This window comes from Nocardioides sp. YJ-D4 (genome assembly GCF_054031495.1).
Genome location: NZ_CM132932.1, coordinates 1,109,152 through 1,124,363, shown reverse-complemented (window position 1 = coordinate 1,124,363; position 15,212 = coordinate 1,109,152). Strand labels below are relative to the sequence as shown.

The window sequence follows — 15,212 nt, the reverse complement described above, 5'->3', positions numbered from 1 at the left end:
GACACCACCCAGCCAGCCGTCCACGGCTCTCGGACCAATCCCTTCTCCACCTCGCACGATCTAGGAGCACTTCCATGAAACTGAAGTCCACAGCAAGAATCGTCGTCGCCGGTCTCTCGGTGCTCGCCCTCTCGGCGTGCATCAGCAACACCCCCGAGAAGTCCGAGAACGTCGGTGGCACCTCCAACGCCAAGGCCGGCTCCAACGACGAGAAGGGCGACACGGTCGTCATCGGCTTCTCGGCGCCCGCCGCCGACCACGGCTGGATGGGTGCGATCAGCGAGCAGGCCAAGTCCGCCGCCGAGGCGTACGAGGACGTCGACCTGCGCCTGGCGGAGGGCACCAACGACGTCAGCCTGCAGATCAGCCAGGTCGAGACCTTCATCAACGACAAGGTCGACGCCATCGTGCTGCTGCCCTTCGACGGCGCCGCGATGACGCCGGTGGCCCTCAAGGCGATGGAGGCCGGCATCCCGGTCATCAACGTCGACCGTGAGTTCAACGACCCCAACGCCGCCCGGGTCACCGTGCTCGGTGACAACTACGGCATGGGTGTCTCGGCCGGTGAGTACGTCTGCGAGCAGGCCGGCGGCAAGACGGACGCCGTCGTCGCCGAGATCGCCGGCATCGACTCGCTGCCCCTGACCCAGGACCGCAGCAAGGGCTTCAAGGACGCGCTGGCCAAGTGCGACCTCGACGTCGACAACCGGGTCGCCGCCGACTTCACCGTCGAGGGCGGCGAGAAGGCGGCCTCCAACCTGCTCCAGGCCGCGCCGAAGATCGACTTCCTGTGGAACCACGACGACGACCAGGGCGTCGGCGTCCTCGCCGCGATCAACAACGCCGGTCGCGACGAGTTCACGATGGTCGGCGGCGCCGGCTCGGCCAACGCGATGCGCGAGATCGAGTCGGACAAGGGCGTCCTCAAGGCGACGGTCATCTACCCCTCCACCCAGGCCGCTGACGGCATCAAGCTCGCCCGGCTCCTGGCCCAGGACAAGGCCATGTCCGACCTGGTTGAGGTGACCGTGCCGCGCACCATCCAGCTGGACGCGCCGGTCGTCACCAAGGAGAACGTGGACGAGTTCCTGCCCACGGCCTTCGAGTCCTGATCGAGCCCGACCCAGTCAGACCGCAAGATCGCTCCGCGCTCGGGCGCGGAGCGACACCACCGAAACACAGGATCGAGTTCCGATGACCGAGCAGAACGCCACGCTCGGGGTGGGGATGATCGGCTATGCCTTCATGGGCGCCGTCCACTCCCACGCCTGGCGCAGTGCCCACCGCTTCTTCGACCTTCCCCTGACCCCGCGGATGCAGGTTCTCTGCGGCCGTGACGCGACTCGCGTGGCGGAGGCCGCCACCCGGTTCGGCTGGGAGGAGAGCGTCACCGACTGGCGTGACGTGATCGCCCGCGACGACGTCGACCTGGTCGACGTGTGCACGCCCGGCGACACCCACGCGGAGATAGCGATCGCCGCGCTCGAGGCCGGCAAGCACGTGCTCTGCGAGAAGCCGCTGGCCAACAGCGTGGCCGAGGCCGAGCGGATGGCCGCGGCCGCCGCGGTGGCCGCCGAACGTGGAGTGCGGGCGATGGTGGGGTTCACCTACCGCCGGGTGCCGGCCATCGCGCTGGCCCGGAAGCTGGTCGCCGACGGTCGTCTCGGGGAGCTCCACCACGTACGTGCGCAGTATCTCCAGGACTGGCTGGCCGACCCCGAGACCCCGCTGAGCTGGCGCCTCGACAAGACCAAGGCCGGCTCGGGTGCGCTCGGCGACATCGGCGCCCACGTCATCGACCTGACCCAGCACATCACCGGTGACCGGATCCTGGAGGTCTCCGGGATGCTGGAGACGTTCGTCAAGGAGCGCCCGGTGGCGGAGACCTCGTCCGGGCTCTCGGCCACTGCCGGCACCGAGCGCGGGCCGGTCACCGTCGACGACGCCGCGGTGTTCCTGGCGCGGTTCGCCGGGGGAGCGGTCGGCTCGTTCGAGGCCACCCGCTTCGCCACCGGCCGTAAGAACGCGATCCGGATCGAGATCAACGGGTCGAAGGGCAGCCTGGCCTTCGACTTCGAGGACATGAACGTCCTGCACTTCCACGACGCGACCCTGCCGGCCGCCGAGGGCGGCTTCCGCCGGATCGTCGTCACCGAGCCCGAGCACCCGTGGGTGGCCGGCTGGTGGCCCCCGGGCCACGGCCTCGGCTACGAGCACGGCTTCACCCACCAGGTCGTCGACCTCGTCCGGGCGCTCGGCGAGGGCGCCGAGCCGACGCCGACGTTCGCCGACGGACTCCAGGTGCAGCGCGTTCTCGCCGCGGTGGAGACCAGCTCCGACACCAGGACCTGGCAGGAGATCCCCACCTGATCCACCCGGGGCCGCTCGGCCGATTCCAGCCTGTTCAGACCGTTGAGCACAGAAGGGATACGCACATGAAGCACGGATCGAGAAGGTTCCGGACGCTGATCGCGGGAGTCGGGCTGGTGGCGGTGGCCGCCTTCGCCCCGGGCCTGTCACCGGCGCCGGCCGCGAGCGCGGACCGCTCCGAGGTGAGCGAGGGGGCCGGGACGTACGACGTCCTGGTGTTCTCCAAGACCGCCGGTTTCCGGCACGGCTCCATCCCTGACGGCATCGCGGCGATCGAGAAGCTGGGGGCCGAGAACGGCTTCACGGTGACCGCCACCGAGGACGCGGCGGTGTTCAACGACACCGACCTGGCGGCGTACGAGGCGGTGCTGTGGCTCTCCACGACCGGAGACGTGCTCGACGCCGGTCAGCAGGCCGCGTTCGAGCGCTACATCCAGGACGGTGGTGGCTATGTGGGCGTGCACGCTGCCTCCGACACCGAGTACGACTGGCCCTGGTACGGCGGCCTCGTCGGTGCCTACTTCGCCGGCCACCCCGCCCAGCAGACCGCGACGGTGAAGGTGCACGCGCACAACACCGCGGCGACGGCCGAGCTGCCGAAGCGGTGGACGCGCTGGGACGAGTGGTACAGCTTCCGCGACCGTCCGGCCGACTCGATCCGGGTCCTCGCCGACCTCGACGAGACCAGCTACAACCCGGGCCGCTTCGCCATGGGCGACCCGCACCCGATCGCCTGGTGCCACCGCTACGACGGCGGCCGGGCCTTCTACACCGGCATGGGCCACACCTCGGAGTCGTTCACCGAGCCGGAGTTCCTCTCCCACGTGCTCGGCGGCATCAAGATGGTCGCCGGTGTCGCGCCGTTCCGCTGCGAGGCGAACTGATGAGCAGAGTCGGTGTGTGGCTGGTCGGTGCCTGCGGCTCGGTGGGCGTCACGACGACCGTCGGCGCGCTGGCCGTCCGGGCCGGGCTCGCCGGGCGGGTCGGACTGGTCGCCGAGCAGCCGGAGATCGCCGCCGCCGGGCTGCCCTCCTTGGACGACCTGGTGATCGGTGGGCACGACCTGCGGGCGGACCCGTTGCTGAAGCGGGCCGAGCGGCTCGCCGCGGGCGGGGTCGTTCCCGCCGGGATCCTGCCGGCGATCGCCGGTGAGCTGGAGGAGGTCGAGAGGCGGCTGCGTACGGGCTACGACCCGGCGGGCGCCGAGCCGCAAGGTGTCGCGGTCGAGCGGCTGACCGCCGACCTCGTCGCCTTCCGCGAGGAGCACGGACTCGAGCGGGTGGTCGTGATCGACGTGGCGAGCACCGAGCCGCCGGCCGAGGTCGTGGACGGCGGACCGCTCGCCGACCCCGACGCCCTCGACGCGGCGCTGGCCGCGGGGGAGTCCCCGCTGCCGGCCAGCTCCGTCTACGTCCTGGCCGCCTACCGGGCGGGCTGCCCGGTGGTCTCGTTCACGCCCAGTCCCGGGCCGCGGCTGCCGGTGCTCGTCACCCTCGCCGAGCGGGCCGGGCTCCCGTGGGCGGGATCGGACGGGAAGACCGGGGAGACGCTGCTGAAGTCGGCGCTGGCACCGATGTTCTCGACGCGTGCGCTGCAGGTCAACGCCTGGGCCTCCTACAACATGCTCGGTGGCGGTGACGGCGCCACGCTCGCCGACCCCGCCAACGCGCAGAGCAAGCTCGTCACCAAGGCCCAGGGGCTGGAGGCGATGCTCGGTCACCCGGTGCAGGGGCCGATGCACATCGACTACGTCCCCGACCACGGCGACTGGAAGACCGCCATCGACCACGTCTCGTTCGAGGGGTTCCTCGGGGTGCGGATGTCGCTGCAGTTCACCTGGAGCGGCTGCGACTCCGCGCTGGCCGCGCCCCTGGTGCTCGACCTCGCCCGGCTCGTCCTGCGCGCGCAGGAGGCGGGGGAGAGCGGACCCCTTCCGTTCGGGTTCTTCTTCAAGGACCCGGCCGGCTCCACCGAGCATCGGCTCGGTGCGCAGTGGGAAGAGCTGGTCGCGTGGTGCGCTCGGCTGGGCGCATGACATCTCGCGCCCGAGCCTTCGCCGAGCTGGTCCGGCTGCCGGCGGCCCTCACCGTGCCGGGTGACACCCTGGCCGGTGCCGCCGCGGCCGGTCCGCTGCGGGCCCGGGCGGTCGCGATGCCGGCCGCCTCGGTGGCGCTCTACTGGGCCGGGATGGCGCTCAACGACTGGGCCGACCGGGACCTCGACGCCGTCGAGCGCCCCGAGCGGCCGATCCCGTCGGGCCGGGTCAGCCCGCGGCAGGCGCTCGGGGTGGCCGTCGGGCTGACCGCGGCGGGTGTCGGGCTGGCCGGGCTCGCCGGCGGGCGTCCGGCCGCGGTGACGGCGGCCGCCCTGGCCGGGACGGTGTGGGCCTACGACACCGTCCTCAAGGACACCTCGGCCGGACCGGTCTCGATGGCCGCGGCCCGTGGCCTCGACGTGCTCCTCGGCGCGAGCGCGAGCGGGCGTACGCGCGCCGGGCTGGTGCCGGCCGGCCTGCTCGCCGCCCACACCGCCGGGGTCACCCTGCTCAGCCGGGGCGAGGTCCACGGCAGCCGTCCCGTCACCGCGACCCTCGCCGGGGCGGTCACGGTCGCGACCGCGGCCGCGGCGGCCGGCCACGGGCGGGCGGCGCTGCCCGTCGCCCTCGCCGCGACGTACGCACGCAGCGTCGGCTCCGCGCAGCTGGCCGCGGTCTCCTCGCCGGATGCCGGTACGGTCCGGCGCGCCACGGGCGCCGGGATCCGCGGGATGATCCCGCTCCAGGCCGCGCTCATCGCCCGCCGCTCGCCGCTGGCCGCGGTCGCACTGCTGGCCGCCGGCCCGATCGTCAAGGCCGCCTCGAAGGTGGTGTCACCGACATGAGCACGACGGGCACGCTGCGGTTCGGCTACGGCACCAACGGCATGCACAGCCACCGGCTCGAGGACGCGCTGAGCCTCCTGGCCGCGCTGGGCTACGACGGGGTCGCGCTGACCCTCGACCACCTGCACCTGGACCCCTTCCGGCCGAACCTGGCGGGCCGGGTCGCCCAGGTCGGCCGTCGGCTGGACGAGCTCGGCCTGTCGGTCGTGATCGAGACCGGGGCTCGCTACATCCTCGACCCTCTTCGCAAGCACTACCCGACCCTGCTCCACCCAGGACCGGACGCGAGCCGTCGGGTCGACTATCTGCACCGGGCGGTCGAGGTGGCCGCCGACCTCGGCGCCGAGGCGGTGTCGTTCTGGTCGGGCACCTTGCCGGACGGCGTGGACGATGACCGGGCCTGGGGACGCCTGTGCGACGGGGTGTGGCGGGTCCTCGACCTCGCCACCCGTCGCGGCGTCGTGTGCGCCGTCGAGCCCGAGCCCGGGCACTTCGTCGACACCCTCGACTCCGTGATCGAGCTGCGCCGGCGGCTCGACGACCCGGAGCTGCTGCGGGTCACCCTCGACCTCGGTCATGTGGTGTGCAACGAGCCGCGGGGGATGGCCGAGACCATCCGCCTCGCCGGTCCGCTGCTGGCCAACGTGCAGGTCGACGACATGGTCGAGGGCGTCCACGAGCACCTGGAGCTGGGCACCGGCGAGGTCGACTTCGCCGTCGCGCTCGGCACCCTGGTCGAGATCGGCTACACCGGACTCGCCGCGCTCGAGCTGCCCCGCCAGTCCCACGCCGCCCCGGTCGTCGCCGAGCGCTCCCTCGCGTTCCTGCGGGAGACCCTCGAGGACCTGCCCCGATCCGAAGAGGTGGGCGCATGAACGAGAAGCTGCTCGCCGAGTGGTGCGCCGAGATCGAGACCGACCCCACCCGGATCAGGACCCGCTTCCCGGCCGCGGCCAGGGAGATCGGCCGCACTCCGGGCACCTCGCCCGAGCCGGGCGCGGAGCGGGTCGAGGACGACGTACGCCTGCGGCTGCTGCTGGCGCTCGGCCGTGGCCTGGCCGGTGACCCCGACGCGTTGAGCGCCGAGGTGCACGACCTCTACCGCTTCGGCGACGCCGACGAGCGGCGGGCGGTCCTGCTCGGCCTCGGCCACCTCGACGGGGCGATCGGCGACCGTGCCGTCGACCTGCTCCACGACGCGCTGCGCACCAACGACCCCCGCCTGGTGGCAGCCGCGCTGGGGACGTACGCCGCTCGTCTCGATCCCGCCGCGTGGCGCCAGGCCGTCCTCAAGTGCCTCTTCGTCGGCGTACCTCTTCGTCTGGTGGCCGGCATCGACGGACCCACAGGATCCGACGACGAGCTGCGCCGGATGGTCGCTGACTATGCCGCCGAGCGACGCGCGGCCGGCCGCGAGGTGCCAACCGATGCCCTCTCCTTCCTGCCCGCCCCCACCCAGACCGCTCGGGAGTCCTGATGCGCATCTTCGACCCGCACATCCACATGACCTCGCGTACGACCGACGACTACGAGGCGATGTACGCCGCCGGCGTCCGTGCCCTCGTGGAGCCGGCCTTCTGGCTCGGCCAGCCGCGGACCAGCGTCGACTCGTTCGTCGACTACTTCGACGCGCTGGTCGGCTGGGAGCGGTTCCGGGCCTCGCAGTTCGGCATCGCCCACCACTGCACGATCGCGCTCAACCCGAAGGAGGCCAACGACCCGCGCTGCACTCCGGTGCTCGACCTGCTGCCGCGCTACCTCGCCAAGGACGGGGTCGTCGCGGTCGGCGAGATCGGCTTCGACTCGATGACCGAGGACGAGGAGAAGGCGTTCAGCCGCCAGCTGGAGCTGGCCCGCGAGTTCGCGCTGCCCGCGATGGTGCACACGCCCCACCGCGACAAGTTGGCCGGGACCCGCCGCACCCTCGACCTCGTCGAGGCGGCCGGGATGGAGCCCGGGATGGTCGTCGTCGACCACCTCAACGAGATGACCGTCGACGTCGTCGACGAGGCGGGCGCCTGGATGGGCTTCTCGATCTATCCCGACACCAAGATGGACCCCGACCGGATGGTCGCGATCTTGCAGCGCCGTGGTCTCGACCGGGTGCTGGTCAACTCCGCCGCCGACTGGGGGAAGAGCGACCCGCTGCGCACCCGGGCGACCGGCGAGGCGATGCTGGCGGCCGGCTTCACCGAGGACGACGTCGACCGGGTGCTGTGGCGCAACCCGGTGGAGTTCTTCGGCCAGAGCGGACGGCTGCTCCTCGACGTACCTGCTGCTGACCAGGGCGCGACCTTCGCCGGCAACTCGCTGCTGCGAGGTGAGCGGGCATGAGGTTCCGGCACCGCGACGGCACAGTCGTCCACCTCGGCTACTGCAGCAACGTGCACCCCGCCGAGGACGTCGACGGCATCCTCGACCAGCTCCGCCGCTACGCCGGCGAGGTACGCGCCCGGCTCGGCGTGCAGCGGCTCGGCCTCGGCCTGTGGCTGCCCGCCGCGACCGCGCACGAGCTCGCTGGCGACCCGGCCACCCTCGACCGGTTGCGCGCCGGACTGGACCGCCACGGCCTGGAGGTCGTCACCCTCAACGCCTTCCCGTACGCCGGGTTCCATGCCCCGGTCGTGAAGCGCGACGTCTACTCCCCGGACTGGTCGACCCGGCGCCGCCTCGACTACACCCTCGACTGCGCCCGGGTGCTGGCGGCGCTGCTGCCCGACGATGCCGTACGCGGCAGCATCTCGACCCTCCCGCTCGGCTGGCGCACCCCGTGGTTCACCGACCGCGACCGGGCGGCGCGCGAGCTGATCGGCGAGCTCGCCGACGGCCTGGCGGGCATCGAGGCCGAGCACGGCCGGCTGATCCGGGTCGGGTTCGAGCCGGAGCCCGGCTGTGTCGTGGAGACGACCCGGGACGCGGTCACCCGGCTCGCCGGACTGGCCCCCGACCACCTCGGGATCTGCGTCGACACCTGCCACCTCGCCACCCAGTTCGAGGACGCCACCGAGGCGCTCGACCGGCTGCGGGTGGCCGGGCTGCCGGTCGTCAAGGTCCAGGTCTCCGCGGCCCTGCACGCCGACGACCCGAGCGACCCGGCGACCCGGGAGGCACTGGCCTCCTACGCCGAGGACCGCTTCCTGCACCAGACCCGAGAGCCGCGCGGGGCACGGGTGGACAGCCGCGACGACCTGCCCGAGGCGCTCGCCGGCCATCGTCCGCTGCCGGCCGAGCATCCGTGGCGGGTGCACTTCCACGTACCTCTCCACGCCGACCCGGCCCCGCCGCTGCGCAGCACCCGCGACCACCTCGCGGGCACGCTCGACGCGCTCCTCGGCGGCCCGGTGGCGCACACCGACCACCTCGAGGTCGAGACCTACACCTGGGGAGTCCTGCCTGAGCAGGTCCGCCCCGACGGCGACGCCGGCCTGGTCGCGGGCATCGCGGCCGAGCTCGCCTGGACACGCGACCGGCTCCTCGAGGCCGGACTGGAACAGCTGCAGGAGGCATCGGCATGAGCGAGCGCCAGCGAGCGACCATAGGCCTCAGGCCGCCGCGTCCGTACTCTTTGCCCTTTTCGACGGAGGCGGCGGCATGAGCGAGGGTACGAACGACAAGCTGCTGGTCATCGACGTGGTCGGGATGACCCCCGAGCTGCTCCGGCACATGCCGCGGGTGCGGCAGGTGGGGGAGTCGGGGTTCACCGCCGAGCTGGGCACGGTGCTACCCGCGGTCACCTGCTCGGTCCAGTCGACCTTCCTGACCGGCACGCTGCCGCGCGACCACGGCATCGTCGGCAACGGCTGGTACTTCCGCGACCTCGGCGAGGTGCTCCTGTGGCGCCAGCACAACGCGCTGGTGCAGGGCGAGAAGCTCTGGGACGTCGTACGCCGCCGGCGCCCCGGCGCGAAGGTCGCCAACATCTGCTGGTGGTACGCCATGGGCGCCGACGTCGACACGACCGTCACGCCGCGCCCGGCCTACCACGCCGACGGCAAGAAGTCGCCGGACTGCTGGACCTGGCCGCCCGAGCTCCACGACACTCTCACCTCGGAGCTGGGGCCGTTCCCGCTGTTCACCTACTGGGGTCCCACGGCCTCGATCAAGAGCTCGGCATGGATCGTCGCGGCCGCCCGCAAGGTCATGCCCGACCACGACCTCACCCTCGTCTACGTCCCGCATCTCGACTACGACCTGCAGCGCTTCGGCCCCGACAGCCCGCAGGCGGTCCAGGCAGCCCGCGACGTCGACGTCACCCTGGCGCCGCTGCTCGACGACGCCGAGGCCGCAGGCGTACGCGTCGTGCTGCTGAGCGAGTACGGCATCACCCGCGCCACCCGCCCGGTCGACGTCAACCGGCTGCTACGCCGCGAGGGCCTCCTGCACGTCCACCACAACGCCACCGGCGAGCTGCTCGACCCGTGGACGTCGCGTGCCTTCGCGGTCGCCGACCACCAGATCGCCCACGTCTACATCAAGGATCCCGCAGATCTGGACCGCGTGCGCGACCTGCTGCAGGGTCTCGACGGCGTGGCCGAGGTCCTCGACCGCGCCGGCCAGGCGGCGTACGGACTCGACCACGAGCGCGCCGGCGAGCTCGTCCTGGTTGCCGAGCCGGATGCCTGGTTCACCTACTACTACTGGCTCGACGACGCGAACGCGCCCGACTTCGCCCGCGGCGTCGAGATCCACAAGAAGCCCGGCTACGACCCCGCCGAGCTGTTCCTCGACCCCGAGGACCGCTGGGTCAAGCTGCGTGCCGCCACCACGCTGGCCCGCAAGACGGCCGGGCTGCGCTACGCCATGAGCGTGGTGCCGCTCGACCCCGCCCCGGTCTCCGGCAGCCACGGCCGGCTTCCCGACGACCCCGAGCACGGCCCGGTGCTCGTCTGCTCCGACGCCTCCGTCAAGCGCGATCGGTTCGAGGCCACCGAGGTCCGCGACCTGCTCGCATCCCTGCTCCCCTGAACCGCTCCCCTGAGGAAGGACAAACACCATGACCCGACCGATCACGCTCTTCACCGGCCAGTGGGCCGATCTGCCGTTCGAGGAGGTCTGCCGCCTCGCCTCCGAGTGGGGCTACGACGGCCTCGAGATCGCCTGCTGGGGCGACCACCTCGACGTCTGGCAGGCCGCCGAGGACGAGACGTACGTCCAGGCGAAGCTGGACCTGCTGGCCAAGCACAACCTCAAGGTCTTCACGATCTCCAACCACCTCAAGGGCCAGGCGGTCTGCGACGATCCGATCGACCAGCGCCACAAAGACATCCTGCCCGCGAAGATCTGGGGCGACGGCGACCCCGAGGGCGTACGTCAGCGGGCGGCCGAAGAGATGAAGATGACCGCCCGGGCGGCGAAGAACCTCGGGGTCAAGACGGTCGTCGGCTTCACCGGCTCCTCCATCTGGAAGTACGTCGCGATGTTCCCGCCCGTCTCCCAGGAGGCGATCGAGGCCGGTTATAAGGACTTCGCCGACCGATGGAACCCGATCCTCGACGTCTTCGACGAGTGCGGTGTGCGGTTCGCTCACGAGGTCCACCCCTCCGAGATCGCCTACGACTACTGGTCCACCGTCGCGACGCTGGAGGCGATCGGCCACCGGGAGGCCTTCGGGCTCAACTGGGACCCCAGCCACATGGTGTGGCAGCAGGTCGACCCGGTCGGGTTCCTGTGGGACTTCCGCGACCGGATCTACCACGTGGACTGCAAGGACACGAAGATGCAGACCGGCAACGGCCGCAACGCCCGGCTCGGGTCCCACCTCTCCTGGGCCGACCCGCGCCGCGGCTGGGACTTCGTCTCCACCGGCCACGGCGACGTCCCGTGGGAGCAGTGCTTCCGGATGCTCAACTCCATCGGCTACGACGGCCCCATCTCGGTCGAATGGGAGGACGCCGGCATGGACCGCCTCGTCGGTGCCCCCGAGGCGCTCGAGTTCGTCCGCCGGCTCGCCTTCGACGCCCCCGACGCCTCCTTCGATTCCGCCTTCAGCACCACCGACTGACTCGACCCCCGAGAGTTCGACAACCCGAGAGGAAACCCCCATGTGTTACGGATTCGATGGTGAGGGCGCGCTGCGCCGCTCGCTGGAGGAGCGCGGCCTGAGCCGTCGCTCCATGTTCAAGGGCGCCCTGGGCGCCGTCGCCGGCGGTGCCGCACTGGCGGCCGTGCCGGGTCTGCTCTCGCCGGCCGGCGCTGCCGTGGCGGCCAAACGCGGCGGGTGCCGGGTGCCTCCGGGCCGGATCAGCATCCAGCTGTGGACCGTCCGCGACGCGCTGTGGGGCGACCCGGGCTTCGACGCGACGCTGACCTCGATCGCCGAGATGGGCTACCCGCGGGTGGAGCAGGCGCTGGGCTACTTCGACAAGACCGCGGCCGAGCTGCGCGCCTTCTACGACGGCCTCGGCATCCGCGCCTCCTCGTCCCACGACGGCATCAGCGCGACCCCCGCCGAGCTGCAGACCAAGCTCGAGAACGCCGCGACCCTCGGCCAGCGCTACATGGTGGTGCCCTACCTCGCCTCCAACTCGCTCTCGGACTGGCAGACCTGGGCGGAGCAGATGAACGTCGAGGCCGCAGCCGCGAAGCGCTACGGGATCGCCTACGGCTACCACAACCACGCCCACGAGTTCACCACCGATCTCGGCGGCGGGGTGACCCCGTGGGACGTCCTCACCACCGAGCTCGACCCAGCTCTGGTGCACCTCGAGATCGACATCTACTGGGCCGTCACCGGCGGGGTCAACCAGGGCCTGTCCAACGACGACGCCGTCGACTTCGCGATCGACACCATCAAGTCGGGCCCGCAGCGGGTGCGGCAGTACCACGTCAAGGACCGCAACCCCACCACCGGCGACCACGTCGACCTCGGCACCGGCTTCATCGACTTCGCCAAGGTCTTCGCGGCCCACGAGGTCGAGGAGTACATCGTCGAGAACGACACTCCGGAGATCAGCCCGCTCCACACCGCGGAGGTCGGCTACTCCTACCTGCGTGGCCTGCGCTACTGACGTACGCCTCTGGAGTACGCCACACCTGGCTCGGCAGCCGCCCCCGACCCTCCCTGCGGGGCGGCTGCCGTCTCCTCCCGGACACTCGGTGAACCCTCCGAGAAGTCGGGATGACGACCGTCCTCAAACGGTCGGGTGCCCCGTGTCGGGTGCTGCGAACCCTCGGCGAGGGTCATAGGCTGAAGACCATGCCATCGCCCCGGGTATCGCTGATCACCGCTGTCTACAACCCGCCCGCCGATGCCTTCGAGGACACGATCGCGTCGGTCCTCGGCCAGACCCATGAGGACTGGGAGTGGGTTCTCAGCGACGACTGCTCACCCGCGCCCTGGGTGCTGCCGCGGCTGCGCGAGCTGGCCGCGAAGGAGCCGCGGGTGCGGATCGTGGAGCGTGCCGAGAACGGTGGCATCGTGGCCGCCTCGAACTCGTCGCTGGCCGAGGCGACCGGTGAGCTGATCGCCCTGCTCGACCACGACGACGTGCTCGAGCCGAACGCGCTGGAGAAGATGGTCCGCGCCTACGACCGGTTCGAGGACCTCGACTACGCCTACAGCGACCAGGACCTGATGAGCGACGCCGGCGAGCTCCGCGACGCCTACTACAAGCCCGACTGGTCCCCGGAGCGGCTGCGCCACCACAACTACTGCACCCACTTCTCGGTGTTCCGCCGCTCGGTCGTGGAGGAGGTCGGCGGCTTCCAGGAGGGCTTCGACGGCTCCCAGGACCACGACCTCGTCCTCCGGGTCAGCGAGCGCGCGCGGCGCATCGTCCACGTCCCCGGCGCGCTCTACCACTGGCGTATGGTGCCGGGCTCCGCCGCCGCGGACAACCAGGCCAAGCCGTACGCCTGGGACGCCGGCGTACGAGCCGTCCAGGCCCACCTCGACCGGCTCGGGATCCGGGCCACGGCCTCGCGGGGCGTCTCACCCGGGCTCTACCGCGTCGAGCGGGAGCCCGACCTGGACACCCCGGTCAGCGTCATCATCCCGACGATCGGCACCAGTGCGATCGTGTGGGGCGAGAAGCGCGCGATGGTCGTCGAGACCGTACGCTCCGTGGTCGCTTCCACCCAGCACCGCAACGTCGAGTTCGTGATCGTCTACGACACCCCGACCCCGGCCCCGGTGCTGGAGGCGCTGCGGGCGATCGAGGGTGCCGACATCAAGCTCGTCGAGTTCACCGAGAAGTTCAGCTTCAGCGCCAAGTGCAACGTCGGTGCCGCCCACGCCACCGGTGACGTCCTGATCTTCCTCAACGACGACATGGAGGCCTACTCCGAGGGCGTCATCGAGAACCTGATCGCGCCGCTGCGCGAGCCGGACGTCGGCATGACCGGCCCGAAGCTCCTCTTCGAGGACTACCGCATCCAGCACGCCGGCCTGGTCTACGGCAGCGGCACCATCACCCACGCCTACTACCGCGCGCGCCCCGAGGAACGCGGCAACCACGGCGAGCTGCACATCAACCGGGAGACCTCCGCGCTGACCGGCGCCTGCGTCGCGATGCGGCGCGAGGTCTTCTTCGACGCCGGTGGCTTCAGCGAACGGCTCCCGGTCAACTACAACGACGTCGACCTGTGCCTCAAGGTGCGTCGCTCACTGGGCCTGCGCCTGGTCTGGCTCCACGACGTCACCCTCTTCCACTTCGAGTCCGTCAGCCGCGACAACGCGGTCCACGACTGGGAGAAGGACTTCATCAACAACCGCTGGGGCAACTACGAGTACGTACGCGAGGCGTACTCCAACGGCGTCCGCTGACCTGGCGGTCAGCCCTGGGCTGCTCGGCGGAGGCGGCGTACGACTCGTCGGCCGAAGTTCCGCACCGGGTGGCGGGTGGCGTAGGTCAGGTCGGCCTCGAGGCCGGCTACCTTGCCGCGCAGCCGCTCGATGCGCTCGCGGCGGCGCCGGTTGACCTCGCGGGCCTCGCGCAGCTGCTTGGACAGGGTGCCGACCCGGGCCTGGGCCGAGTTGGCGGAGGCCTGGATGCCGAGGATGTGGTCGCGGGTGGCCAGCCGGGAGCGGGTGACCTCCTCGAACCTCTGGGTGTGTGCGTCGCGGAGCCGGACCTCGTCGGCCGGGGCGGCCTGGACGAGCTCGGGAGCGGCCGGTGCGACCTCGCCGTCGGCGAGCGGCCGGGCGGCGAGCTGGAACTGGTAGACCAGCGCGTCGGGCTGCAGGCGCACCCATTCCACGGCCACCTCGGGGAGCAGGCCGGGGTCGACGGAGACCTCGACGTTGAGCGGGTCGGCCGTGGTGCCGCGCAGGTCCTCGACCGCGTAGCCCGCCTCGGTGAAGAGCTGCAGCAGCCCCTCGCGTGAGTAGAACTTGATGTGGGTGCGGTCCAGGAGACCGGTGTCGGTGGTCTGCCAGCGGCCCTGGAGCAGGGCGAGACGGACCGAGCCGTGGGTGACGTTGGGGATCGAGATGACCACCTGGCCGCCGGGGGCGAGCAGGTCACGGGCCTGCTCGAGCGCCGCCCGCGGGTCGACGAGGTGCTCGAGGACGTCGGCGAAGATCACCACGTCGAAGGAGCCGGGCTCGACGATCTTGGTCAGCGGGGTCGCGTCGAGGTCGGCGACGACCACCCGCTCCAGGACCTTCTCGGCCAGGCTCGCCGCCTCTGGGTCGATCTCGATGCCGGTGACGGTGCAGCCGCGCTCGGTGAGGATCCGGCCGATCTCACCGGTCCAGCAGCCGACGTCGAGGACCCGCTTCCCACTGCCCGCCGAGACGGCGGACTCAGCCAGGTCGATGACCTGCACATGGCTGGTGTTGCGGTGATCGAGGTCGATCTCGACGGCGTAGTGCGACATGCGACGAGGGTAGCGACCTTTGGTGGCGCCGCGCGGGTCCGGCACGGGTGATTTACAGGCTGTTTCGACGCTTCGGCGACGTACGGCGAAATGGTCTGTTACACAGTGGAAACAGATGCTTCGGGGTGTCGAAACGTCCCCGG

The 15,212-nt window shown here is 71.3% G+C and carries 14 protein-coding genes; 13 read left to right on the top strand and 1 reads right to left on the bottom strand.

Annotation, left to right across the window (positions count from 1 at the left end; all coding sequences use genetic code 11):
• Nucleotides 1-74 precede the first annotated feature (74 nt).
• The 13 genes from ACW14X_RS05430 (at nucleotide 75) to ACW14X_RS05370 (ending at nucleotide 14,014) form a co-directional block, all read left to right on the top strand.
• Nucleotides 75-1,112 carry a substrate-binding domain-containing protein gene (locus ACW14X_RS05430; RefSeq protein WP_350719034.1) on the top strand — a complete coding sequence of 346 codons (1,038 nt, stop codon included), beginning with the start codon at nucleotides 75-77 and terminating at the stop codon, nucleotides 1,110-1,112.
• A gap of 82 nt (nucleotides 1,113-1,194) precedes the next feature.
• Nucleotides 1,195-2,370 (top strand): Gfo/Idh/MocA family protein, encoded by a 1,176-nt coding sequence (locus tag ACW14X_RS05425; RefSeq protein ID WP_160024500.1) that lies wholly within the window; start codon nucleotides 1,195-1,197, stop codon nucleotides 2,368-2,370.
• Between the two features lie 65 nt (nucleotides 2,371-2,435).
• Nucleotides 2,436-3,254, top strand: coding sequence for a ThuA domain-containing protein (locus tag ACW14X_RS05420; protein WP_457164958.1), 819 nt, complete (start codon nucleotides 2,436-2,438; stop codon nucleotides 3,252-3,254).
• The gene (locus ACW14X_RS05415) at nucleotides 3,254-4,405 is read left to right on the top strand and encodes an inositol-3-phosphate synthase (protein WP_457164957.1); all 1,152 of its coding nucleotides are present in this window, start codon (nucleotides 3,254-3,256) and stop codon (nucleotides 4,403-4,405) included. The genes ACW14X_RS05420 and ACW14X_RS05415 overlap by 1 nt, the downstream gene beginning before the upstream one ends.
• Nucleotides 4,402-5,250, top strand: a complete 849-nt coding sequence (locus tag ACW14X_RS05410) for an SCO3242 family prenyltransferase (protein WP_457164956.1) — start codon at nucleotides 4,402-4,404, stop codon at nucleotides 5,248-5,250. The genes ACW14X_RS05415 and ACW14X_RS05410 overlap by 4 nt, the downstream gene beginning before the upstream one ends.
• Entirely contained in the window at nucleotides 5,247-6,125 is an 879-nt protein-coding gene (locus tag ACW14X_RS05405) for a sugar phosphate isomerase/epimerase family protein (protein WP_457164955.1), read from the top strand. Before ACW14X_RS05410 ends, ACW14X_RS05405 begins: the two co-directional genes overlap by 4 nt.
• A complete protein-coding gene (locus ACW14X_RS05400; RefSeq protein ID WP_457164954.1) occupies nucleotides 6,122-6,727 on the top strand; it encodes an EboA domain-containing protein in 606 nt (201 codons plus the stop codon). Before ACW14X_RS05405 ends, ACW14X_RS05400 begins: the two co-directional genes overlap by 4 nt.
• Entirely contained in the window at nucleotides 6,727-7,584 is an 858-nt protein-coding gene (locus tag ACW14X_RS05395; protein WP_457164953.1) for a TatD family hydrolase, read from the top strand. The genes ACW14X_RS05400 and ACW14X_RS05395 overlap by 1 nt, the downstream gene beginning before the upstream one ends.
• Nucleotides 7,581-8,765 (top strand): metabolite traffic protein EboE, encoded by a 1,185-nt coding sequence (gene eboE, locus ACW14X_RS05390; RefSeq protein WP_457164952.1) that lies wholly within the window; start codon nucleotides 7,581-7,583, stop codon nucleotides 8,763-8,765. The genes ACW14X_RS05395 and eboE overlap by 4 nt, the downstream gene beginning before the upstream one ends.
• Before the next feature lie 76 nt (nucleotides 8,766-8,841).
• Nucleotides 8,842-10,215: an alkaline phosphatase family protein gene (locus ACW14X_RS05385; RefSeq protein WP_457164951.1), complete on the top strand. Its 1,374-nt coding sequence runs from the start codon at nucleotides 8,842-8,844 to the stop codon at nucleotides 10,213-10,215.
• A gap of 28 nt (nucleotides 10,216-10,243) precedes the next feature.
• Entirely contained in the window at nucleotides 10,244-11,251 is a 1,008-nt protein-coding gene (locus ACW14X_RS05380; protein ID WP_457164950.1) for a sugar phosphate isomerase/epimerase family protein, read from the top strand.
• Between the two features lie 40 nt (nucleotides 11,252-11,291).
• Nucleotides 11,292-12,257 carry a sugar phosphate isomerase/epimerase family protein gene (locus ACW14X_RS05375; RefSeq protein ID WP_457164949.1) on the top strand — a complete coding sequence of 322 codons (966 nt, stop codon included), beginning with the start codon at nucleotides 11,292-11,294 and terminating at the stop codon, nucleotides 12,255-12,257.
• A 188-nt stretch (nucleotides 12,258-12,445) separates the two neighbouring features.
• Nucleotides 12,446-14,014, top strand: coding sequence for a glycosyltransferase family 2 protein (locus tag ACW14X_RS05370; protein WP_457164948.1), 1,569 nt, complete (start codon nucleotides 12,446-12,448; stop codon nucleotides 14,012-14,014).
• An 8-nt stretch (nucleotides 14,015-14,022) separates the two neighbouring features.
• On the opposite strand, the gene ACW14X_RS05365 is transcribed toward ACW14X_RS05370, so the two are convergent.
• Nucleotides 14,023-15,069: a class I SAM-dependent methyltransferase gene (locus ACW14X_RS05365; protein WP_457164947.1), complete on the bottom strand. Its 1,047-nt coding sequence runs from the start codon at nucleotides 15,067-15,069 to the stop codon at nucleotides 14,023-14,025.
• Between the last annotated feature and the right edge of the window lie 143 nt (nucleotides 15,070-15,212).

Excerpts from the sequence above, each read along its gene's own strand:
- ACW14X_RS05430 (WP_350719034.1), top strand. The coding sequence starts at position 75 with ATGAAACTGAAGTCCACAGCAAGAATCGTCGTCGCCGGTCTCTCGGTG.
- ACW14X_RS05425 (WP_160024500.1), top strand. The coding sequence starts at position 1,195 with ATGACCGAGCAGAACGCCACGCTCGGGGTGGGGATGATCGGCTATGCC.
- ACW14X_RS05420 (WP_457164958.1), top strand. The coding sequence starts at position 2,436 with ATGAAGCACGGATCGAGAAGGTTCCGGACGCTGATCGCGGGAGTCGGG.
- ACW14X_RS05415 (WP_457164957.1), top strand. The coding sequence starts at position 3,254 with ATGAGCAGAGTCGGTGTGTGGCTGGTCGGTGCCTGCGGCTCGGTGGGC.
- ACW14X_RS05410 (WP_457164956.1), top strand. The coding sequence starts at position 4,402 with ATGACATCTCGCGCCCGAGCCTTCGCCGAGCTGGTCCGGCTGCCGGCG.
- ACW14X_RS05405 (WP_457164955.1), top strand. The coding sequence starts at position 5,247 with ATGAGCACGACGGGCACGCTGCGGTTCGGCTACGGCACCAACGGCATG.
- ACW14X_RS05400 (WP_457164954.1), top strand. The coding sequence starts at position 6,122 with ATGAACGAGAAGCTGCTCGCCGAGTGGTGCGCCGAGATCGAGACCGAC.
- ACW14X_RS05395 (WP_457164953.1), top strand. The coding sequence starts at position 6,727 with ATGCGCATCTTCGACCCGCACATCCACATGACCTCGCGTACGACCGAC.
- eboE (WP_457164952.1), top strand. The coding sequence starts at position 7,581 with ATGAGGTTCCGGCACCGCGACGGCACAGTCGTCCACCTCGGCTACTGC.
- ACW14X_RS05385 (WP_457164951.1), top strand. The coding sequence starts at position 8,842 with ATGAGCGAGGGTACGAACGACAAGCTGCTGGTCATCGACGTGGTCGGG.
- ACW14X_RS05380 (WP_457164950.1), top strand. The coding sequence starts at position 10,244 with ATGACCCGACCGATCACGCTCTTCACCGGCCAGTGGGCCGATCTGCCG.
- ACW14X_RS05375 (WP_457164949.1), top strand. The coding sequence starts at position 11,292 with ATGTGTTACGGATTCGATGGTGAGGGCGCGCTGCGCCGCTCGCTGGAG.
- ACW14X_RS05370 (WP_457164948.1), top strand. The coding sequence starts at position 12,446 with ATGCCATCGCCCCGGGTATCGCTGATCACCGCTGTCTACAACCCGCCC.
- ACW14X_RS05365 (WP_457164947.1), bottom strand. The coding sequence starts at position 15,069 with ATGTCGCACTACGCCGTCGAGATCGACCTCGATCACCGCAACACCAGC.